At 46.5% G+C, this 22,149-nt stretch carries 15 protein-coding genes; 13 read left to right on the forward strand and 2 right to left on the reverse strand.

The features are described 5' to 3' along the window. Positions 1–2 precede the first annotated feature (2 nt). The 6 genes from nqrE to dinB all read left to right on the forward strand — a co-directional run bounded on the left by nqrE (position 3) and on the right by dinB (position 5,856). Complete coding sequence (nqrE, locus tag EKG38_RS20645) at positions 3–611, forward strand: NADH:ubiquinone reductase (Na(+)-transporting) subunit E (RefSeq protein ID WP_012143761.1); 609 nt, start codon at positions 3–5, stop codon at positions 609–611. Between the two features lie 45 nt (positions 612–656). Beyond that, positions 657–1,904 carry an NADH:ubiquinone reductase (Na(+)-transporting) subunit F gene (nqrF, locus tag EKG38_RS20650; RefSeq protein ID WP_126522650.1) on the forward strand — a complete coding sequence of 416 codons (1,248 nt, stop codon included), beginning with the start codon at positions 657–659 and terminating at the stop codon, positions 1,902–1,904. A gap of 145 nt (positions 1,905–2,049) precedes the next feature. Then, complete coding sequence (locus tag EKG38_RS20655) at positions 2,050–3,066, forward strand: FAD:protein FMN transferase (RefSeq protein ID WP_126522653.1); 1,017 nt, start codon at positions 2,050–2,052, stop codon at positions 3,064–3,066. A gap of 103 nt (positions 3,067–3,169) precedes the next feature. Beyond that, positions 3,170–3,391 (forward strand): (Na+)-NQR maturation NqrM, encoded by a 222-nt coding sequence (gene nqrM, locus EKG38_RS20660; protein WP_012143758.1) that lies wholly within the window; start codon positions 3,170–3,172, stop codon positions 3,389–3,391. A gap of 151 nt (positions 3,392–3,542) precedes the next feature. Then, a complete protein-coding gene (locus tag EKG38_RS20665; RefSeq protein WP_185826921.1) occupies positions 3,543–4,508 on the forward strand; it encodes a GGDEF domain-containing protein in 966 nt (321 codons plus the stop codon). Between the two features lie 265 nt (positions 4,509–4,773). Continuing rightward, positions 4,774–5,856, forward strand: coding sequence for a DNA polymerase IV (gene dinB, locus EKG38_RS20670; RefSeq protein WP_126522658.1), 1,083 nt, complete (start codon positions 4,774–4,776; stop codon positions 5,854–5,856). 150 nt (positions 5,857–6,006) lie between these two features. On the opposite strand, the gene EKG38_RS20675 is transcribed toward dinB, so the two are convergent. Further along, positions 6,007–7,467, reverse strand: a complete 1,461-nt coding sequence (locus EKG38_RS20675; RefSeq protein WP_126522661.1) for an aminoacyl-histidine dipeptidase — start codon at positions 7,465–7,467, stop codon at positions 6,007–6,009. 329 nt (positions 7,468–7,796) lie between these two features. Here EKG38_RS20675 and EKG38_RS20680 point away from each other — a divergent pair, with 329 nt between their 5' ends. From EKG38_RS20680 to EKG38_RS20710, 7 genes are all read left to right on the forward strand, one after another. Beyond that, positions 7,797–9,332, forward strand: a complete 1,536-nt coding sequence (locus tag EKG38_RS20680) for a M17 family metallopeptidase (RefSeq protein ID WP_126522664.1) — start codon at positions 7,797–7,799, stop codon at positions 9,330–9,332. Between the two features lie 2,629 nt (positions 9,333–11,961). After that, the gene (locus EKG38_RS20685; RefSeq protein ID WP_126522667.1) at positions 11,962–13,251 is read left to right on the forward strand and encodes an NCS2 family permease; all 1,290 of its coding nucleotides are present in this window, start codon (positions 11,962–11,964) and stop codon (positions 13,249–13,251) included. Between the two features lie 301 nt (positions 13,252–13,552). Beyond that, positions 13,553–14,626, forward strand: coding sequence for an efflux RND transporter periplasmic adaptor subunit (locus EKG38_RS20690; protein ID WP_126522670.1), 1,074 nt, complete (start codon positions 13,553–13,555; stop codon positions 14,624–14,626). A gap of 1 nt (position 14,627) precedes the next feature. Continuing rightward, positions 14,628–15,704, forward strand: a complete 1,077-nt coding sequence (locus EKG38_RS20695; RefSeq protein ID WP_126522672.1) for an efflux RND transporter periplasmic adaptor subunit — start codon at positions 14,628–14,630, stop codon at positions 15,702–15,704. Between the two features lie 5 nt (positions 15,705–15,709). Continuing rightward, entirely contained in the window at positions 15,710–18,787 is a 3,078-nt protein-coding gene (locus EKG38_RS20700; protein WP_126522675.1) for an efflux RND transporter permease subunit, read from the forward strand. A 154-nt stretch (positions 18,788–18,941) separates the two neighbouring features. Further along, positions 18,942–20,060, forward strand: coding sequence for a glutamate 5-kinase (gene proB, locus EKG38_RS20705; protein ID WP_126522678.1), 1,119 nt, complete (start codon positions 18,942–18,944; stop codon positions 20,058–20,060). A gap of 56 nt (positions 20,061–20,116) precedes the next feature. Continuing rightward, on the forward strand, positions 20,117–21,391 hold the full coding sequence (locus tag EKG38_RS20710) for a glutamate-5-semialdehyde dehydrogenase (protein ID WP_126522681.1): 1,275 nt from the start codon (positions 20,117–20,119) through the stop codon (positions 21,389–21,391). 338 nt (positions 21,392–21,729) lie between these two features. Here the strand turns inward: EKG38_RS20710 and EKG38_RS20715 are convergent, their stop codons facing one another. Beyond that, positions 21,730–22,038 (reverse strand): DUF3303 family protein, encoded by a 309-nt coding sequence (locus EKG38_RS20715; protein WP_126522684.1) that lies wholly within the window; start codon positions 22,036–22,038, stop codon positions 21,730–21,732. Positions 22,039–22,149: the final 111 nt, after the last annotated feature.

A 22,149-nucleotide genomic window follows, 5' to 3' on the forward strand; every position in this document is an offset into this window, starting at 1 on the left:
CGATGGAACATTATATTAGTTTGCTAATTCGCTCTATTTTCATCGAGAATATGGCACTCTCTTTCTTCCTGGGAATGTGTACATTCCTGGCGGTTTCAAAGAAAGTGACCACAGCGATGGGATTGGGTATTGCAGTAGTTGTGGTACTGGCGATTTCAGTTCCGGTTAACCAGATCATCTATCAGGGGCTGTTAGCGCCAGGTGCATTGACTTGGGCTGGTCTTCCGGAAGCCGATTTGAGCTTCTTGAAGTTTATCACCTTCATCGGTGTGATCGCTGCACTCGTACAGATCCTTGAGATGGTGTTGGATAAGTTCTTCCCACCACTTTATAACGCTCTGGGGATCTTCCTTCCACTTATCACCGTAAACTGCGCAATTTTTGGTGCGGTATCTTTCATGGTTGAACGTGATTACAACCTGGTAGAAAGTATGGTGTTCGGTGTGGGTTCAGGGCTTGGTTTTGCATTAGCTATCGTCTTGTTAGCTGGTATCCGTGAAAAGCTGAAATATGCTGATGTGCCTGATGGACTACGTGGCTTAGGTATTACCTTTGTTACTGCGGGTTTGATGGCGCTTGGATTCATGTCGTTTTCTGGTGTGTCCCTATAACAGGGGCCCATTGGGTTCCTATTTCGGACTTTTAAGGATAAGTTAATGGATATTCTTAAATCTACTCCTCTCGAGGTTTACCTCGGTGTGAGTATGTTTACCGCTATTGTCTTAGGTTTGGTGTTAATCATTTTATTTGCCAAGTCAAAGTTAGTGAACAGTGGTGACATTACAATTGGTATCAATGATGATCCTGAAAAAGGGATCAGCATACCTGCTGGTGGTAAGTTACTTGGTGCACTCGCTGAGCAGGGTATTTTTATACCGAGCGCCTGTGGCGGCGGTGGTACTTGCGGTCAGTGTAAAGTACACGTTAAATCAGGCGGCGGTGATATTCTGCCAACTGAGATGGACCATATCAATAAAGGTGAGGCTCGTGAGGGCTGTCGTTTATCTTGCCAGGTAAACGTGAAAACCGATATGGAAATTGAACTCGAAGAGGAGATCTTCGGTGTCAAGAAGTGGGAATGTACCGTTATCTCTAACGATAACAAGGCCACTTTCATTAAAGAGCTTAAGCTTCAAATCCCTGATGGTGACTCGGTACCTTTCCGCGCCGGTGGTTACATTCAAATTGAAGCGCCTGTTCATCACGTTAAATATGCAGATTATGATATTCCTGCAGAATACCGTGGCGATTGGGAACACTTTGGTTTCTTCAATTTAGAATCTAAAGTTGATGATGAGACAATCCGTGCATATTCAATGGCGAACTATCCTGAAGAGGAAGGTATCATCATGTTGAACGTGCGTATTGCGACGCCTCCTCCACGTAACCTAACACTTCCTTGCGGTAAGATGTCTTCGTACATCTTTAGCCTTAAAGAGGGTGATAAGGTGACAATCTCGGGGCCATTTGGTGAGTTCTTTGCTAAAGAGACTGATAATGAAATGGTCTTTGTCGGTGGCGGTGCAGGTATGGCGCCTATGCGTTCTCATATCTTCGACCAACTTAAACGTCTTAAGACTAACCGTAAGATGAGCTTCTGGTATGGTGCTCGTTCTAAGCGCGAAATGTTCTATGTAGAAGATTTCGATGGCTTAGCGGCTGATAACGAGAACTTCGATTGGCATGTGGCACTTTCTGATCCTCAGCCTGAGGATAACTGGGAGGGCAAGACTGGTTTCATTCATAATGTACTTTATGAAAGTTACCTGCGCGACCATGAAGCGCCGGAAGATTGTGAGTTCTACATGTGTGGTCCTCCAATGATGAACGCCGCAGTTATCGGTATGCTTAAAGATTTAGGTGTCGAAGATGAAAACATCCTGTTGGATGACTTCGGTGGCTAATTACTTCTTATAAAGCTAGAATCTGCTGAAGTCGTTGTCATCTGATTTGAACCGGGAAAAGTGGGCATAGATAATTCGTAATGTGCACTTTTCTTCTTCGAAACAGACGACATAAGTAGAATAGTGATTAAGGATCCAGGTCAAAATGAAAAAGACCTTAGTAAACTGGTTAGCTCTCATCGGGCTAGCCTTTTTTGTTTCAGGCTGTACTCAACCAGCTGAAATGGTGTCGCTTTCGGGTAATACCATGGGCACGACGTACCACATCAAAGTTGTTCCTAATGAGCAACTGCCTGAGGCTAATCTGTTACAAGCCGAGGTAGACCTTGCACTCGAAAAGGTCAATGATCAGATGTCGACTTATAGGCCCGACTCTGAGTTGTCTCGCTTTAACAATATGAGCCATGAAGAGACTGTGACGATATCTGCCGATACGGCATTTGTTATCGCCGAGGGGATACATCTGTATAAGGTTACAGGTGGTGCGCTTGATATCACCTTGGGACCGCTGGTCAATCTATGGGGGTTCGGGCCTGACAAACGGCCGACAAAATTGCCCTCTCAGGCGGTAATTTCCGCCGCGAAAGCCAAGACTGGCATTGAATACCTGCACCTCAAGGGCAACAAACTTAGTAAGACCAACCCTGACTTATATGTGGATCTCTCATCGATAGCCAAGGGCTTCGGTGTCGATGTTGTCGCAGCTTTGCTCGATAAGTATCAGGTATCGGGTTACTTGGTCGAGGTGGGCGGTGAGCTAAGCGTATTTGGTCAAAAAATCGATGACTCACCATGGCGCGTAGCTATTGAGCAACCCGATGTCGATGATCGTGAGATACAGCAGGTGATTGCACCAGGTGATATGGCGGTTGCAACGTCTGGTGATTACCGTAATTATTATGAAGAGGAGGGACGTCAATTCTCTCACCTTATCGATCCTCGTGACGGTTACCCTATCGACCACAGGTTAGCGTCAGTTACCGTCTTACATAAGCAGTCTATGGTGGCAGATGGTTATGCTACCGCTATGATGGTCATGGGGACGCAGGCATCACTGGAGCTTGCTAAGCAAGAGGGATTGGCTATCATGTTGATCGAGAAACAGGATGATGGCTTTAAAGTTTTTTATAGTGATGCCTTTAAGCCATTCGTAGCTGAGTAGGACACATTTTAAGCGTTAACTGTGTATCAGGATGATAGCTTTAACGTATTCGATAGTGATTTGATGGTATAATGTTCTAATCACGCTATTGTTGGAGTGCATAATGAGTACATTTATAGCGGCATTTGTAGTATTACTGCTGTTCTTTTTATTAATGTCGATTGGGTATTTGGTTAAACGCACAGCCGTTGCCGGTAGCTGCGGTGGGTTAGGTGCACTCGGAATTGAGAAGGCGTGTGATTGCGATGACCCATGTGAAAATCGCAAGGCTAAAATGGCCGAAGCGGAACGATTGGAAAAACTTAATAAGAATCGCATTCTTTAGTTAACTTAGATTCACCCTAATTGAGCACCTTAACTAACACTTTTAGTAAAAGGTGCTTTTTTATGTCCGAAAAGCAACGACTTCCGAAGATGTTTGGCTATACTTTGTTCAACGATTTGTCGATGAATGAGCATGGCCGATGAGTTTTGACATGGAAGTTATATTAGATTCAGTTGTTCACTTGACGGAACATCGTCAGCTAGATTCACTTACCGCAAGCCTTATCTCCACAGTTAGACAGTTTATCGCCCCCATAGATGTACAGATACTCGATACCTCCCTTTCTGATGATGGACGGGAAGAGGTGATACTTCCCGAACATCTGCTCAATGATGCCGGTGGATTAAAGCAAAGCTTAGCTTGCTTTACTCACTGTGTGTCGATGCGCCAAATTTACTGCTGCCGCGATACTATCCCGGCACAAGTTGCCATACCTATCATTTTAAACAACTGTATTGTTAAGGTGCTTTGGGTAAAAATCACCTATCTTTCAGACCAAAATATTAATTTATTAAATGGTTTCGCAAAAGTTTATGAAAATTTTCTCGGCATAGTTATCGAGTGTGAAACAGACGTGCTGACCGGCTTACTGAACAGAAAGGCATTCGAGGCCAGGTTGAAGCTGGCGAGTGAAACCAGCCATAAAAATACCGAGCTCGATAGTCAGAGGTTGAGTTACTGGCTCTGTATTTTTGATATCGATAAGTTTAAATCTATCAATGATACTTTCGGTCATCTCTATGGTGATGAAATTCTGTTGGATTTAGTTACCGTTATGCGAAACGTATTTAGTGAGAATGACGAAATGTTCAGATTTGGGGGCGACGAGTTTGTGCTCTTGATTGCTCCGGATACTAAACAGAGGGTGCGTGCTAAGTGCGAGCGTTTCTGTAACGAGCTGTGCGAGTTTCATGATGATAATATCCAGGTTACGCTCTCCATGGGGATGACAGAGATATTGCCCGGTGAGCAAGCCAGTGGTTTACTGGAAAAGGCCGATCAGGCTCTCTATTATGTTAAGGAAAATGGTCGTAACCGAATTGAGATATTTGAAGAGCTGGTATCTCAGCAGTTAATCTCCTTGAAGAAATTTGAGGACGATATCGAAATTTTTTAGTGTTCTTAAACTGACTGAGCTTAAGATGATCTACGCACAGTTTTAACCTCAATCGAGTCTCCTGCCAACTGCTTGCTAACCCTGTAAATGCTTATGCGGTGAATGACGAAAGTCATATGCAGGCAAACTTAGTAGAGATTTAATTCAATGAAGCTAATATTGAGAGGAGGCCTAAGGCCTCCTTTCTGTTTTTGTGTGTTCCCCTTGAGTACTGTTTAAATATACAGTATCTTGTTTGATAGGTACTATTTGTGAATTTAGTTTAGTGAAAAAAATCATTCATATCGATATGGATTGTTATTTTGCCGCGGTGGAGATGCGTGACTTCCCTGAGTTAAGGGGGAAACCTATAGCCGTGGGAGGAAGAAGCGACAGGCGTGGTGTCATCAGTACCTGTAACTATGAAGCCAGACAATTTGGTGTTCGCTCGGCCATGGCCTCGGGCTATGCCCTGAAACTCTGTCCCGATCTGATATTGGTGCCGGGACGTATGTCAGTCTATAAGGAGGTGTCGGCCCAGATCCGAGAGGTTTTTTCGCGTTACACCGACTTGATAGAGCCACTCTCGCTCGATGAAGCCTATCTCGATGTTACTGATTGTACCCAGTGTCAGGGCTCGGCAACCTTGATCGCTGAGGCCATTCGACAAGAGATATTTGAACTGACGGGGTTAACCGCCTCAGCCGGGATCGCCCCCATTAAGTTTCTCGCAAAGATAGCCTCCGATCTTAATAAACCTAACGGACAGTATGTGATAACACCCAATATGATCCCGGCATTCGTAAAGGATTTGCCACTCACCAAGATCCCCGGAGTGGGCAAGGTTACCGGAAAAAAACTTGAAGATATCGGCTTAATCACCTGTAGTGATCTGCAGGCTTACCCTGAAGGGGCGTTAATTGAGCGATTTGGCAAATTTGGCTCCGTATTGATTGAACGTGCACAAGGTATTGATACCCGTAATATCTCCCCACACAGGGAACGAAAGTCCGTAGGCGTAGAGACCACGCTGGCTAAAGATATCTATAGCTTAGAGCAGTGTCAGGCCGTGATGCCCCAGTTAATCCAGGAGTTAGCGACTCGAATAAAGCGTAGCGCCAAAGATCGCACCATCCATAAGCAGGTTGTTAAGCTTAAGTTTAATGACTTTAAACAGACGACCATAGAGCATCGAAGTGATGAGGTGTCGGTAAAGTTGTTTTATGATCTACTTTCTCAGGCGTTAGAGCGGCAGGAGGGGCGAGGCATTCGATTGCTTGGCGTTTCTGTAGGCTTAGCGAGTCAGTCAGACATTAAAACAGCCGAAGATAACGAAGTGAGAGAGTCTCAGATGGACCTTGGGTTTTAAGAGGTAACTAGATTCTAGGCTCGAGTGCCTAGGATTAAGAGAAGAGCTTGAGATACTAGGATTTAGAGTGGTTCGAGTTCCTAGAATCTAGCCCCTAGGATACTAAGAAGTCACTAGGCCCTAGGTTCTAGAACCTAGGGCCTGATAAACTTAACCTTTCTCTGGAATACGTTCCAGTACGGCTAACAGCAGCTGGTAATATTGACCTACCGTTTCAATAAGCACCTTCTCATCCGGGCTATGTGGGAAACGAATAGTCGGGCCAATTGATACCATGTCCATTTCTGGATAGGGCTTCTTAAACAGACCACACTCTAGTCCCGCATGAATTACCATGATAACAGGCTCTTTGTTATAGATGCTGTCGTAGGTCTCACGTACCAACGCCATCACCGGTGAGCTGTTATCCGGCTTCCAGCCCGGGTAAGTACCGCTAAAGGCAATTTTTGCACCGGCTAATTGGCTTAGAGCGCTCAAGTGACCTTCAACATTCTCACGACCCGAGTCCATCAGTGAACGGATAAGGCAGAGCAGGGTAACCTTATCTTCACCTGTGGTGATCACACCTAAGTTCAGCGATGTCTCAGTCACCCCCTCAATCTCATCACTCATGCGAACGACACCGTTCGGACATGCGTGCATTAAGTTGACAAGGCTTGTTTGTGCCTCAGTGCTTATCACCTGTGTTGCATTAGAGGTTTCCACTAAGGTTAATGCGAGGTTCGGCTCAGTGATACTTAACTCTTGCTTCAATAAGTTTTCATACTCAGTGACGGCCTTTTGTAGCTCAGCGAGTTTTGCAGCGCTTACATTGAGTGTCGCGGTGGCTTCTCTTGGGATAGCGTTACGAAGAGAGCCTCCCTGGAAGTGACTCAGCTCGAGTCCCAGCGTCAATGCGTTATCGAACAGGAAGCGGGCCAATAGTTTGTTGGCATTTCCGCGACCTAAATGTATATCAACGCCTGAGTGACCGCCTCGAAGGCCTGCAATGGTCAGGTTCAATGTTTGGCTATCTGCTGCCGGAGCTTGCCAGCTGATCGGTAGGGTTATCTCTCCATCGGCGCCGCCGGCACAACCCATGTAGATCTCGCCCTCTTGCTCGGAATCCGTATTAATCAGGATTTCAGCATCGAGATAACCAGCTTCCAGGCCAAATGCACCCGTCATGCCCGCTTCTTCATCTATTGTCAGCAGGACTTCCAGTGGGCCGTGAGGAATATCGTCTGAACCTAAAATGGCTAACGCAGACGCCATGCCGATACCATTATCAGCACCCAAGGTTGTTCCGGTCGCTTTTACCCACTCACCATCGATATAGGGTTCAATCGCGTCTTTCTCGAAATCATGGACCTTGTCGGAGTTCTTTTGCGGCACCATATCGATATGAGCCTGCAGGGCAACAACCTTGCGGTTTTCCATACCCGGTGTAGCTGGCTTCTTAATGATGAGGTTACCGACTTTATCTTCAACCAGTTCGAGTTGCTTATCTTTGGCCCAGGCTTGAATATGTTCGCTCAAAGCATGCTCATGTTTAGATGGATGGGGAATTGCACAAATTTGTTCGAACCACTGCCACAGGGCTTGAGGTTGTAATTGACTTAATGCTGTCACTGATGACTCCTCTTTTAAAGTCGATGAGGCTAAAAATTGCCATAGTTTACCACAGTGTTTGGAGCACTTTGGGAGATGAGTGATTCCTGTGAGTGTCTGCCGGTAATTAAAGTGTCAGCGAAAGTTGCCATTGTGATTCCTTCCCGACAAAGAAGCTCGACAAAAGAGCTTGGCATTGAAGTGGATTTAAGGGCATATTGTTTGCCAAAACTAGATGATTTTATCTTCGGCAACTATTTATAAAAATAGGTTCGAGGTTATCAATATTCGACTCGGTACTCACTGCCTGCAATGATATCGGTTTGATCTCACAAGCAAAAGGATGGTTCATGGCTCAGGTTAATGTTGTTGATGTACAAGATGATGATGCAATTTTTGAAGGTAGCGGCTGGGATGCACTCGTCGTTGTCGCTGCCGATACTAGCCAAACCGGCTTCGATGAAATTTCACTGTTGGCAGATCATGGCGCTAAGGTAGATAAGCGCGTCGGTCACTCTCCTACGTTACTGTTTGCCCCGGGATTAGTCGGCGGTCGTCTCATCATCTCTCCGGTAAAAAATAGTGTGGATGATTTCGAAGATGTCAGAGTCTTTGCCGATGCTGCCAGAGTCGGTATCAAGCTGGCTAAGGACGCCGGCGCTACTCGTCCGTTACTGCTGGTGGCTAAAAATGGTGATCCCAGATATCAATTTGCTTCTGAAGTGGCAGCTCTGTCTTGCGGTCAGGAATTATGGCAGGCGCTTGAGCTGCGTGAGGCTAAAGGGGACAACCCGGAATTTGAGGCTATCGGTTTGCTTAACTCATCTAAAGCATCCCAGAGTCTGAACGCCATCGAGGCCGGGCGGACACTGGCGCGAGATCTTTGTGGTACAGAGCCTGAGCGAATGTCGGCGCCGGCATTTGCCGACTACTGTGTTGCGGCTTATCGGGACTCGGGCCTCAAGGTCGGTGTGATCGAAGATAGGGATGTCTTGGAGCGTGACTATCCTCTACTCAGCGCTGTCGGACGTTCATCTTTTGCAGTATCGAGACATCAGCCACGTGTCGTTAAGCTCGAGTATGTGGGAGAGGGGGCTATCGAGCGTACCTTTTTCTTTGCCGGAAAAGGCGTGGTTTATGATACCGGTGGTGCAGATATTAAGGTTGCTGGTGGTATGGCGGGGATGAGCCGCGATAAAGGTGGCGCCGCAGCCGTTGCCGGCCTGATGAAAACCTTATCTTTGCTTAAACCTAAAGGTATTCGAGTGGTCGCTGAGCTTGGCTTAGTCAGAAACAGCATTGGCAGTGAAGCCTTTGTGACCGATGAGATCATTACCAGCCATGCCGGTGTCAGAGTCAGAATTGGTAATACGGATGCGGAAGGGCGTTTAGTGTTAGCGGATCTCCTGTCCCATCTCAGAATTAAGGCTGAAAAAGCGATAAAGCCTGAACTCTTTTCCGTTGCCACACTTACCGGCCACGTGGTCCGCTGTTATGGTGGTTATACCGCGACGGTTGAGAATGCTGTCGCTAAGCAAGCCGGTATTGCTGCGAGCATGGCAAACGAAGGGTTGGCTTGGGGGGAACCTATCGAGCAATCGGCACTGCGTCGTGAGGATTTTGCTAAGATTATCGATCCATCGGGGGCCGCCGATATACTCTCTTCGAATAATGCCCCCTCTTCGGTTACCGCGAGAGGACATCAATATCCGGCGGCGTTTCTTCTGCAAGCCTCAGGTTTAAGTTCCCATGGAAGCACATCAAAAATGCCACTGGCCTATACCCATGTCGATATAGCGGGTAGTGCGACCGAAGGTCACCCACAATACGGAAAGCCGACGGCGGCTCCTTTAGTCGGCCTGTATAAACACATCACCAGAGGATAAAATTCCATTAAGCTGCAAGTGACACAATGTGTCACTTGCAGTGACTAGTTTGCAAAGTATGATGTCATTTCCCTTCTCTAATCAGCTGCCCCAGTTTTTATCTTGGTTGTTTTTCATCGTTTATCTGAAACTTTTCTGTAACTTATTCACCAACGCTCACTACATTCCGACTGAAAAATACCAAAATAGTGGTTAATTTACGCAAAAAAAGCGTTTTTCTAGATATAAATCAAAAAAGCTTGTAATTAAATTACATTTAACTATAATTGATTTCGTTGGTTAGGCACTGAGCCTTCCATCATTAAGTCTATCCAGGATGGATAACTCTCCAAGGAATCGAGCGACAGGTTGACTCTACGGCTTTTTAGCTGCTTTGTTTTACAAGTTAAGCCAAATTTGAGTAGAGTAATTTTATTACAACTTTGTTTAGGAGTATTGACTATGTCTTATACCGGAAATCAGCACGTTTATTGGCAAAACACTTGGTTCTGTACCGATGCTTTGCGTGGCGGCTTATTTGCAATGAACTCTAAGGGTTAATCCTTTAAGGTTTACAGGGCTGACTACCCCTTTAAGTAGTTTCCATCATCCATCAACCTTAATCCCTTTTGGGATGTTTAGACTCAAGTTGCATCTTGATCATCTGATCGATATGCCAGTGTAACTGCTAGCGTGGTAACTCTTTCCTTTAGGAACACTTGAAATTAGTCTTTGCCCGCTCTTTGAGCGGGCTTTTTTTTGTCTGCTTATCGCCTGTAGCCAGTCAAAACCATCTTATCTGCTGGTCGATTTTTTTGGTCAAACTAATTCAAGGCTAATGGGCGAAGGAATGGTGCTCTCTCCTTGGAGGTCAGATGTTGTGAATGCCTATATTGCAAGACGATATGGTCTATTTTATATGGAACGCTTAAGACCATGGAGAACAGATATAGAAGGTACGAGCCCATGGATGAGCGAAGGTAGAATAATGGAGGAGCAATTATCGAGAGTAACGCATGGATCAGTTACCGAGGAGCAATAAATAGCCTTGCCTCAGAAGCGCTAAGTTCTCGCTGAGCTAACACATCTTTATGCCGGTTGGTATTAACACCCTGTCTCTGTTTAACCTATCTCGTGCCAATTACTCACCTTTCATGTATTAAACTTACAGTATTTGGCTGGGATCGATTAAATTTCAGATAAATCTTGTAATAAAATTACAGCAAGGGTATAGTTATCTCGTTGGTTAGGCAATGATGCCTTCCACCTCTAGGTCTATCCAGGATGGATACTTCTCCAGGGAATTGAGCGACAAGTTGACTCTGCGGCGTGATAGCTACTGTCTTATGTAAGCTAAGCCAAGTTTAACTTGAGTATTTTTTTACAACTTTGTTAGGAGTATCTACTATGTCTTATACCGGAATTCAGAATGTTTATTGGCAAAACACTTGGTTTTGTACTGATGCATTACGTGGCGGTCTATACGCCATTAGCTTCAAGGGCTAACCACCCCTCAAGCTAGTTACCATCTATCGACCCTTATCCCTCTGGGATGTTTAGACTCAAGTAACATCTTGATCTTAAGATTGAAATGTTAGTACAACTGTTAGCGCGGTAACTTCTTCCTTTAGGAACACTTGATTTAGTCTCGGCCCGCTCTTTGAGCGGGCTTTTTTTTGTTTTATCCCCCCAATAATTAAATAACGAATGTCACTTCACTTCGACTAATCGATACGCTGTTGTTGTGTCGTATCTCAAGACGTGGGATCTTTTTTGAGTTAGCGGCGCGCGAGCTGCAGCTCACGGAACTCGCTCTATGAGTCGGGGGGATCAGCCTTTCAAGATAAAGAGTGCAGGCATAAATAGCGATAGCGTGAATAAACGAAAACTACATTAGATGTTGTAAAATTACAGAATAAGGCATTTTTGTACGTTTTTTAAATTAAATCTTGTAATAAAATTACATTTGGGTATAATTGGTCTCGTTGGTTAGGCAATGAAGCCTTCCACCTCTAGGTCTATCCAGGATGGATAACTCTCCACGGAATCGAGCGACAAGTTGACTCTAAGGCTTTTTAGCTGCTTTGTTTAGTAAGCTTAAGCCCAGTTTGACTAGAGTAATTTTATTACAACTTTGTTAGGAGTATTGACTATGTCTTATACCGGAAATCAGCACGTTTATTGGCAAAACACTTGGTTCTGTACAGATGCTTTGCGTGGCGGGTTGTACGCTATGAATTTTAAGGGCTAACTAGCCCCTAAGTGGTTACCTTAGTCTGCATAACTCTGACCCCTTGGGTTATGAAGACTGAAGATAACGCTGGTTATTGTTATTACAGTAACGCTTCCCTTCGGGAACACTTGAAATTAGTATCGGCCCGCTCATTGAGCGGGCTTTTTTTTGTCTGCAATTTGTACATAAAAACTCTTATACGTATCAGATCGTCCCATTTCTATAGCGCTAGCCTCACTAGAGTAAACCCCCTATAATCGTCGGAAAATGCAGATAGTTCAGGGGGACTCTCTCTATCTTATTTGCATCATTTTTGTACCTACATAATAAAATGCTCAGTTCCGGGTCATATCCTCGGCTAGAGATTCAATCAATACACCCTACTTACAACTATAAAAATAAAAGGAACCCAGTTCCATGTTAGAAAAATTATTTAAATTAAAAGAAAACCAAACATCGTTAAAGCAAGAGGTTGTAGCGGGATTAACGACCTTCTTAACCATGGCTTACATTATCTTTGTTAACCCTATGATGTTAGCTGATGCCGGTATGGATCATGGTGCCGTTTTTGTTGCGACCTGTCTGGCTGCCGCTATCGGATGTTTGATTATGGGGATAGTGGCTAACTATCCCATTGCGCTCGCTCCAGGCATGGGCTTGAATGCCTTTTTTACCTATACGGTGGTCGGGGAGATGGGTTATAGCTGGGAAACGGCACTCGGGGCGGTTTTCCTGTCGGGGATCTGCTTCCTGGTCCTGTCTCTGGTTAAGATCAGAGAGTGGATTGTAAATAGTATTCCTATGTCGCTGCGTTTAGGTATTGCGGCCGGTATCGGTCTTTTCCTTGCCTTGATAGGACTGAAGAGTGCCGGGATTGTCGTTGCCAGTCCGGCGACACTCGTGACCATGGGAGATGTGACCGCTTTTCCTGCTGTGATGGCCATCTTGGGCTTCTTTATGATCATTGCGATGGTGCACCGTGGCATGAAGTCTGCCGTTATCGTGAGTATTCTTTCAATAACAGTATTAGGGATCCTGTTTGGCGATGTTCAATATCAAGGGGTGATGTCGACCCCTCCCTCTATAATGCCTACCTTTATGAAGATGGATCTCGCCAGTGTACTGGAAGTGAGTATGCTCTCGGTTGTATTCGCCTTTCTGTTTGTTGATCTGTTTGATACCTCTGGGACATTGGTTGCCGTGGCACAGAGGGGAGGTTTCTTGGATGATAAGGGACGTCTTCCCAGATTGAACCGTGCATTGACTGCTGACAGCACGGCGACGATTGCCGGCGCTATGCTTGGAACGTCAACAACGACCAGTTATATCGAAAGTACCGCGGGGGTGAGTGCGGGCGGGCGTACTGGTTTAACCGCCGTCGTGGTAGGCATGCTGTTCTTGTTCTCCCTGTTTTTTTCGCCACTCGCGGGAATGGTTCCAGCCTACGCTACCGCGGGAACCCTGTTTTACGTGGCTATTTTGATGATGTCGGGACTGGTACATGTCGAGTGGGAAGACTTAACCGAGGCGGCCCCCGTCGTCGTGGTCTGTATCTTGATGCCACTGACCTTCTCGATTGCCACGGGCATTGCGATGGGCTTTATCTCCTATGCCGTCATTAAACTCTTGAGTGGGCGATACAGAGACTTGAGTTTAGGCGTACTTGTTTTAGCGGCGCTGTTTATTGCCAAATTTGTCTATGGCTGATTAGCTAAATAGGCCTTAGACTGAGAGTCTCACGATTCATATTCAGCGTGAGACTCTGCCAGTTTGTTCGAACTTCCCCTTTTTTAATCAACAAAGTTCGAGTCAAAATCGGCTTACACTTCCCATTACCACTCCAAATATCCTATCAGCTTTGATTTAAATACTTACTGCAACGGATAAGCTAGATCAATTTTTAGCAAATTCGGACAGATGTTTATGTATTTAAAAACAGGAGGATGCTTTTTTTTACTACACTCTGGTAACGTTGTGCCTACTTTTGCGTGACATTGGACGCCTCGCCATGAAAACAAATTTCAGCCTGTTGCCTACACTCCTTATCGGTTTTCTCTGTTTGTCTTTTAGTTTGCCTGTGAGATCTGTGTTGTCCGAAGACCCACCTACTCACTTTCGTCCGGTAAAGGTGACTCCGTTTGCTTATGGACAGGGCACTCGAGAGCGTATCTTACCCGGAGAGGTGAGGGCATCTGATCGGGCTGTACTCTCGTTTCGTGTCACGGGCGAGATAGCCAGTATCCTGGTTAGCCCCGGTGATGAAGTGCGTATGGGGGATCCGCTCGCCACATTAGACTCGGCCATTTATGAGCAGCAAAGAGAGGTGGCTAAGGCCCAATTTGAGCTGGCTAAAGTCTTATTTCAGCGGGCGAGCAACTTGGTAGAGCAGGGGGTTGTGTCACGCAATGATTATGATCAGTCAAAGAGTGATTATACCGTGGCACAGGCTGCACTGGATAAAGCAAATTCTGATCTAGCCTATACCCGTTTATTGGCTCCCTATGATTGTGTGATATCTAAGCGTTATATGCGTGTCTTTCAGTTTGCGCAGTTGCAGGAGCCGGTATTGGGGATCCAAACCGAGACTGCAGTCGATGTCAGCTTTCAACTACCCGAACAATTTATTGGCGCATTACAACGCCTGAACCGATTCGATAGAGAGCATGCTGCTATTAAAGTGAAGTTTGACAGTCGTGAACAGTGGTTTGAAGCTAGGCTGAAGGAGCTCAATACCGTAGCCGACCCCGGCACCGGAAGCTATACCGTGATAGTGACCTTACCCATACCTGAGAAGCTTAATGTATTACCGGGGATGGCTGCCAGTGTGAAAGCACTGCTTCCCACCGATGCTCGCGGGGGGCTGCAGGTAGTTTCAAAGGGCGCCGTTATTGAAGAGCAAGGACAAAGCTATGTATTTCGATGGCTCGAAGGGCTTAATCGAGTAGAAAAAGTAGCTGTAGTTATAGAGTCAAATCAGATAGTTAAAGGCTTAAATGATGGTGACTGGCTAGTGGTTGCGGGGGCTTCGGAGTTAGTCGATGGCCAAAACGCTGTGCGCTGGGTGAAAGAGAGAGGGCTTTGATATGAAAATTCTTATGGCCTCATGCTTATGTTGCGGGCTTTTACTTATGGGCTGCAGTGAGCCTGTGGTGATTGAACCTTATGTTGCACGGGTTGAAACATACACCCTGCCAAAGTCCAATAATCAAGTGATTAGAGAGTTTAATGCGGTGGCTCGGGCCCAGGATTTAACCCCGCTTTCATTTCGAGTCGATGGCAGAATCGGCAGCATACCTGTTGTGAAAGGTCAGCGGGTAAAAAAGGGAGACTTGCTGGCGGCATTGGACAAGCGGGATTATGAAATTGCGTTAAACGATCGCACCGCCAGGATGGAGGTCTCTCGTAAACAAGCCGAGCGGGTCAAGCTGTTAGTGGATAAACAGCTTGTTGCGCAATCGGAGTATGATCAGATAAACGCGCAATATTTAGTTTCTCGTGCCGAGGCCAGACAAGCTCAATTATACTTGGATTACACTGAGTTACGGGCACCATTTGACGGCGTTGTCAGCGATGTCCTCCTGGAGTCATTCGAAAATGTTCAGCCCGGCTCCGCTATTGTCACCATGCACAAAATTGAACGCATCGATGTCGAGGTTCAGATCCCCGATATCTTGCTTGCCGTGTCTAAACGTAACGATATTAAGGCACAAAGGCAGGTGTATGACGTGACTTTTGATGCGTATCCGGAAGTTGTCTTTAAAGGCACTATCTTAGAGATGAATACGGAAAAAGATCCCTCCTCTTATACTTTTATTGCCACGCTTGCCGTGCCTTTGGATGAACAATATAAGGTACTCGAAGGGATGCCTGCAAAAGTAAAAGCCAATTTAAGTAACTTGACCTATACCTATAGCCGCCAACATCTGGTGCCAATCGATGCGGTGTTGATGCGAGACGGTAGTGAAATTAGTGAGCAAGAGGCTGGTGTATGGTTGTACCAAGCGGACAGCCACAGCGTCAAATATCAGCGGGTCAAGCTAGGGGTTATTGTCGGTGACACTATTGAAGTGGTTGCAGGCTTAGCCGACGGGCAGGTGATAATCACCAGTGGTGGTAAGCGTTTAGTTGACGGGCAGAGAGTTGAGCTGATTAAGGGATAGTCGCGATGAATGTAGCAGGGTACTTTGTCAAAAATGCGGTGATCAGCTGGATGTTTTCACTGATCTTACTCATAGGTGGTCTAATGGCTTTTACGGGCCTGGGTCAGTTAGAAGATCCACCCTTCACCATTAAAGATGCCGTAGTGGTGACCCTCTACCATGGGGCAACTTCAACCGAGGTTGAGGAAGAGGTGACCTACCCCATAGAGAAGGCGATTCAGGCGTTGCCCTATGTGGATAAGATCCGCTCCTTGAGTACTTCGGGATTATCACAGATAACGGTCACAATGAAAAATCATTATGGCCCAAATGAACTGCCGCAAATTTGGGACGAGTTACGCCGTAAGGTGAATGACATGTCGGCTCAGTTGCCACCGGGGGTGAATCCGCCAATGGTGAATGATGATTTCGGTGATGTATATGGCATCATGTATATGGTCAGCGGGCCTGATTACAGCTATCGAGACCTGCTCGACTATGTTGATTTTGTGAAACGTGAGTTGGAGTTGGTTCCCGGTGTTGGCAAGGTATCACTGGCGGGGGCTCAACAGGAACAGATCTTTCTGGAGATATCATTAAACAAGCTTTCTAATTCAAATATCGATCCCGCAACCATTAGTAATCTTTTGAATTCTCAGAATATGGTGTCTGATGCGGGTAATATTCGTGTCTCTGGCGATAATCTGAGGATCCGAACCAGTGGCGGTTTTAAAACGGTGACCGAACTTGGCGATCTGATTATTCCTGGTGCCGCTGGTGCTAAGCTTATTTATTTGAGAGATGTAGCCACCATAAAGCGTGGTTTTCAGGATATTCCAAGTGATGTGTTGAGTTTTAATCAAGATAGCGCCATCAATATCGGCGTCTCATTTTCATCCGGGGTGAATGTGGTCCTGGTCGGGGAAGCCGTAGCCGAAAAGTTAGCCGAAATTGACGATGCCCGCCCCGCGGGGATGAAGATAGCAACCATGTACAATCAGCCCGAAGAGGTCGATCAATCGGTGGGCAGTTTTGTCTGGAACCTAATCGCGGCCGTTGTGATCGTGATTGGCGTCTTGCTTGTGTTTATGGGATTAAAGAGTGGGGTTTTGATCGGTTTAATCCTATTTTTAACCTGTCTAGGCACCTTTATATTAATGTTACAGGCAGAAATAGAACTGCAGCGGATCTCTTTGGGGGCCTTGATCATCGCGCTGGGTATGTTGGTGGATAATGCCATTGTGGTGGTCGAGGGGATCTTAATTGGTCGCCAGCGAGGGCAAACAACTTTAGAAGCGGCGCAAGCGATAGTCAAACAGACCATGTGGCCGCTATTTGGAGCCACGGTTATCGCCATTACAGCCTTTGCGCCGATTGGACTGTCGCCCGATGCAACGGGGGAGTTTGCCGGTTCACTGTTTTGGGTTCTGCTGTTTTCACTCTTTCTCTCCTGGATAACGGCCATCACTATCACCCCCTTCTTTGCGCAACTTTTCTTTGGACCCGAGGGGGAACCTATTGTTCAGGGAGAAGAGAAGGATCCCTATGGCGGTGCATTTTTTACGGCCTATAAAGGGCTGTTAGATCTCTGTATGCGTTTTCGTTGGCTTAGCGTCTTTCTGGTGTGCACGGCTTTCGTCGTTTCTCTGGCGGGGTTCTCCTATGTGAAACAGTCCTTTTTCCCACCATCGACGACGCCAATCTTTCTTGTCGATGTTTGGTTGCCTGAAGGAACTGATATCCGTGAGACACAGCTAGTCACACAAGAGATGGAATCGATGGCGGCCCAAGTCGATAATGTTGAATTTGCAGCTTCGACAGTAGGCAAGGGCTTCCCGCGCTTCCTGTTGACCTATGCTCCGGAGAAGAACTACTCCTCCTATTCACAACTGGCGTTACGAACCACAAGCTTTGATACCTTGCTGCCCGCAATGACAGCCTATCGTGAACAAGTTGAAGCTAGCTTCCCTCAAGTACAGTTTAAGTTTAAACGTCTGGAAATTGGTCCCTCCACCGATGCAAAAATTGAAGCGAGAGTCAGTGGCGCTGATCCGGATGTACTGAGGGAGATTGCATCTCAGATCATGACGATCTTTAATAGCACTCCTGGAACGGTTAATGTGCGCCATGATTGGCGCGAACGTGTCAAGTACATCTCTCCTCGCTTTAACGAATCCCAGGCTCGTCGTTTAGGTATAGTGAAAAGTAATGTCGATGAAAACCTTAAGTTTGCTTTTGCCGGATTTAAGATCGGTCTCTACAGAGAGGGAACGACCCTGTTACCGATAGTGGCTCGCTTACCCAAAGAGGAACGTGTCGATATCGGTTCACTGGAGAGCCTTAGGATCTGGAGTCCCGTACTGGGAGCCTATGTTCCTATGCAGCAGATCGTGGATGGATTTGATGTAAAGTTTGAAGATCCTATTATTCAGCGCAGAGATCGTAAACGTACCATCACAGTGTTTGCAGATGCCGATTTTGCCTATGACATATTGCCTGCTGAGTTATTCTCGAAGATGAAGCCCAGCGTCGAAGCTATCGAGCTCCCATCCGGTTATGAGCTCAGTTGGGGGGGAGAATATGAATCATCCAATGACGCTCAAGAGTCTCTGTTTGCGACTTTACCCATGGGCTTTTTATTTATGTTCCTGATCACCGTTTTTCTTTTCAATTCGGTACGTAAGCCCCTGGTTATCTGGTGTTGTGTGCCTTTAGCCATTATTGGTATTACCTCAGGGTTATTGGTCCTTGATAAACCATTTAGTTTTATGGCCTTATTGGGAATGTTAAGTCTATCGGGCATGTTATTGAAAAATGGGATTGTGTTGTTAGATCAGATTAATACAGAAATCGAATCGGGTACGGAGGTATTCGAGGCGGTATTTGAGTCCACGGTTAGCCGAGTCAGGCCCGTTTGTATGGCGGCAGTCACCACCATTTTGGGTGTGTTACCGTTAATTACCGATGTTTTTTTTGAATCTCTTGCCGCGGTAGTGATGTTTGGTCTTGGGGTTGCAACAGTGCTGACATTAGTAATTGTGCCTGTGTTTTATATTATTTTCTTCAAGGTAAAATACCGTAGTTATAAAACGTTCTCTGGATAGAGATATTATTTGTCTTCAGGCTTGAAAGTACGCTCAGCAGGCATTTTAAAACCTGCTGTTAAGCGCCAAGATGTTAATCTTTTAACTCATTAGCTATCAATTTCACCGTGGATTGGGTATAACGCTAAGTTCGGCATTATTTACTATTTTTAAAATGAACTTAAGTGAGATTGGTTACCGCCGCGTAGTGGTAAAATTGGGAACAAGCGTACTTACATCCGGCAGTCGCCAGTTGGATAAGGCGCATATGGTTGAATTAGCCAGACAGATGGCGGCGTTAATGAAGGCCGGAGTTGAGGTCGTACTGTGTACCTCTGGGGCAATTGCCGCCGGCCGTGAACATCTGGGCTACCCCGAACTCCCCGATACCGTAGCCAATAAACAGCTTCTTGCCGCAGTAGGGCAGAGCCAACTCATTTTAGCCTGGGCGCAACTGTTCAGCATCTACGGCCTGCATGTGGGTCAACTGCTATTAACCCGGGCCGACCTTCATGACAGAGAGCGTTATCTGAATGCGCGAGACTCTCTCAATGCGCTGTTGGACCACGGAATTATCCCTATCATCAATGAAAATGATGCCGTGGCGACCAATGAGATCAAGGTCGGTGATAACGATAACCTTTCAGCCCGAGCGGCCTTGCTCTGTGATGCGGACCTCTTGATACTGTTAACCGATCAACGGGGGCTTTTCGATGCCGATCCTCGTTCGAACCCCGATGCGAAACTCATTAAGCAAGTGGTTAATATCGACGACAGCCTGCGTCTCCTCGCTGGTGGCGCCGTCTCAGGTCTTGGAACCGGAGGCATGGCAACCAAGCTCGAGGCGGCCGATATTGCGAGACGCGCCGGCGTCGAAGTGATTATTGCATCGGGACATCATCCTAAAGTTATACAAGATGCCGTTTGCAAGGAGTCTGTAGGTACTCACTTTACGGCACTGGAAAATCCATTGGAGAGCCGTAAACAGTGGATCTTAGCCGGTCAGGCAACCAGAGGTAAGTTGATATTGGATCAAGGCGCCCAAAGTGCCGTGACGCAAAAGGGGAGAAGCTTGCTCTCTAAGGGCATCGTTAGTGTCGAAGGTAAGTTTGAACGAGGCGCAACACTGCAGCTTGTCGATAGTGATGGCAAAGAGTTTGCGCGGGGCATGAGCCGGTACAGTGCCAAAGATCTGCATCAGATAGCCGGTAAGCACTCGGATGATATCGAGTCCCTGCTTGGCTACGATTATGGTGATGCCGTGGTTCACCGTAATGATATGGTCGTGCTTTAGAATTAAAGTTTACAGGACCTGAAATTCAGGTCCTTTGAAAATGAAGGTGATGTGACGTGATTGAGAATAATGCAGCTTATCTGCAAACACTGGGACAACAGGCTAAGCAGGCAAGCTATGCCTTAGCGGGATTGACCGGCCAACAGAAACAGGCGTTATTGAGCGCCATTGCCGGCAGCTTGACAAAAAATAGTGCCACCATCCTGGCAGCCAATAGAAAAGATGTTGTCGCTGCGAGAGATAATGGCCTTAATGACGCCATGATCGATCGTTTGCTGCTCGATGAGTCACGCCTGCAAGGCGTGATCAGTGATATCGATAATGTAATTAATTTAGTCGATCCGGTAGGTACCGAGCTGGAAAGCCAGGTTTTAGATAATGGCCTGCGATTATCACGTCGTCGCGTGCCGCTGGGAGTGATCGGGGTTATCTATGAGGCGCGCCCCAATGTGACCGTCGATATTGCCGTGCTGGCACTGAAAACCGGTAATGCCGTTATCTTGCGAGGGGGTAAAGAGACGCTGCAATCTAATCTTGCCCTGAGCGAAGCGATTCGCGCCGCCGTCGTTGAGCAAGGCTTGCCGGCAGATAGCGTACAGCTCATTCAAAGTCCTGACAGAACCTTAGTCAGCGGGCTGCTTAAACTCGACCAATTCGTCGATATGATCGTGCCTCGAGGTGGTCAAAACTTGCAGCGTCTGTGTGCGGAGCAGGCGACGATACCGGTTATTTTGGGGGGCATAGGAATATGCCACCTCTACGCAGATAAAGATGCAGATATCGCTAAGTCGATAGAGGTCATTGCCAATGCAAAGGTTCAGCGTCCAACGGTCTGCAATGCGCTCGATACTGTCTTAGTTCACGAGTCAATCGCGGATCAGCTATTGCCGCAGCTTTATACTCACCTTGCTGCATCTGGCGTCAGTTTCTATGGTTGCCAACAAGCGCAAACTATCGCCGAAAAACAGGGCGTAGCCATCTCAATCGCGACTGAAGAGACCTATGGGCAAGAGTGGTTATCACTCACCTTAGGCATCAAGGTTGTCAGAGATATCGCCACCGCTATCGACCATATCAGAGCCTATTCGAGTGGCCATTCTGAAGGGATCTTAACCGACAATATTCACGCATCGGCCCACTTTGTTAATGCAGTGGACTCTGCGGCGGTGTACGTCAATGCCAGCACACGCTTCACCGATGGTGGTCAATTTGGCCTTGGCGCCGAAGTTGCGGTGAGTACTCAGAAGTTGCATGCTCGTGGCCCTATGGGACTCGAGGCGTTGACCACCTATAAGTGGATCGGTGTTGGGGAATATACAGCAAGAAGCTAATCAGCTTCGAATGAAACTGAATTACATTTTTGTTTTGCTTCTTTGGTATTGAGCGGTGTTTTTGAAAGTCGTACATTCACTGCTATCTATAGCCTGCGGCTCGCCTAAAGTGTTGATACTTCTGCGAGTCGCCGTGAACACTTCCATGTGAGCTCTACCAAAACCTCCATGTTTTGGAAGCTCGCAGCCGCATCTACACTTGGTGATTTATTTCTTCGATTACACCTTACCGGTTAATAATACTGTATTTTTAGACCTGTCTAATTTACTACGTTCTTTGTTTTTGATGCTATTGTATATGAACTAAAAAGGAAGCTCGCTGGCTTCCTTTTTAGTTGTTAACTTAACTTCTTAATCATGCCTGCTGCCGACTCCATAGCTTCCTGAACCGGGCGAGCGGGAGATATTTTGGTCGACTTAAATATTCCCGGACATGCGATACGCCAGGAATTGATGACATTCGAAACGCTCCCGACATCATCAGCTTCTACCAGGGTCACTCCCCACAGATCGGGTGTCGTATCAAACCTGAGCACTTCTACGTTTTGCGGTGGAAATAACTCTGCCGCGGTCAGTTTTTCAGCCGCCTTCAGTCTGGCTAAGGCATCTGTCTCTTCATTCAATTCCCAATAGATTAAAAATAACATCTTCTCGCCTCCGGTAGTGATCTTGTCGCAACTCAATTTTTTGTAAGAGTCGCACTGGATATGACTCAAAAGTATAGTCCCTTAGTCGGAAGTTGGGAGTTCGGAGTTAGG

It is taken from the genome of Shewanella canadensis, assembly GCF_003966225.1.
Classification (GTDB): domain Bacteria; phylum Pseudomonadota; class Gammaproteobacteria; order Enterobacterales; family Shewanellaceae; genus Shewanella; species Shewanella canadensis.

What these genes read in the sequence shown, in the direction of transcription:
- EKG38_RS20695 (WP_126522672.1), top strand. Translation starts at nt 14,628, where the DNA reads ATGAAAATTCTTATGGCCTCATGCTTATGTTGCGGGCTTTTACTTATG.
- EKG38_RS20685 (WP_126522667.1), top strand. Translation starts at nt 11,962, where the DNA reads ATGTTAGAAAAATTATTTAAATTAAAAGAAAACCAAACATCGTTAAAG.
- EKG38_RS20655 (WP_126522653.1), top strand. Translation starts at nt 2,050, where the DNA reads ATGAAAAAGACCTTAGTAAACTGGTTAGCTCTCATCGGGCTAGCCTTT.
- EKG38_RS20715 (WP_126522684.1), bottom strand. Translation starts at nt 22,038, where the DNA reads ATGTTATTTTTAATCTATTGGGAATTGAATGAAGAGACAGATGCCTTA.
- EKG38_RS20665 (WP_185826921.1), top strand. Translation starts at nt 3,543, where the DNA reads ATGGAAGTTATATTAGATTCAGTTGTTCACTTGACGGAACATCGTCAG.
- EKG38_RS20690 (WP_126522670.1), top strand. Translation starts at nt 13,553, where the DNA reads ATGAAAACAAATTTCAGCCTGTTGCCTACACTCCTTATCGGTTTTCTC.
- EKG38_RS20680 (WP_126522664.1), top strand. Translation starts at nt 7,797, where the DNA reads ATGGCTCAGGTTAATGTTGTTGATGTACAAGATGATGATGCAATTTTT.
- nqrM (WP_012143758.1), top strand. Translation starts at nt 3,170, where the DNA reads ATGAGTACATTTATAGCGGCATTTGTAGTATTACTGCTGTTCTTTTTA.
- proB (WP_126522678.1), top strand. Translation starts at nt 18,942, where the DNA reads ATGAACTTAAGTGAGATTGGTTACCGCCGCGTAGTGGTAAAATTGGGA.
- nqrE (WP_012143761.1), top strand. Translation starts at nt 3, where the DNA reads ATGGAACATTATATTAGTTTGCTAATTCGCTCTATTTTCATCGAGAAT.
- EKG38_RS20700 (WP_126522675.1), top strand. Translation starts at nt 15,710, where the DNA reads ATGAATGTAGCAGGGTACTTTGTCAAAAATGCGGTGATCAGCTGGATG.
- nqrF (WP_126522650.1), top strand. Translation starts at nt 657, where the DNA reads ATGGATATTCTTAAATCTACTCCTCTCGAGGTTTACCTCGGTGTGAGT.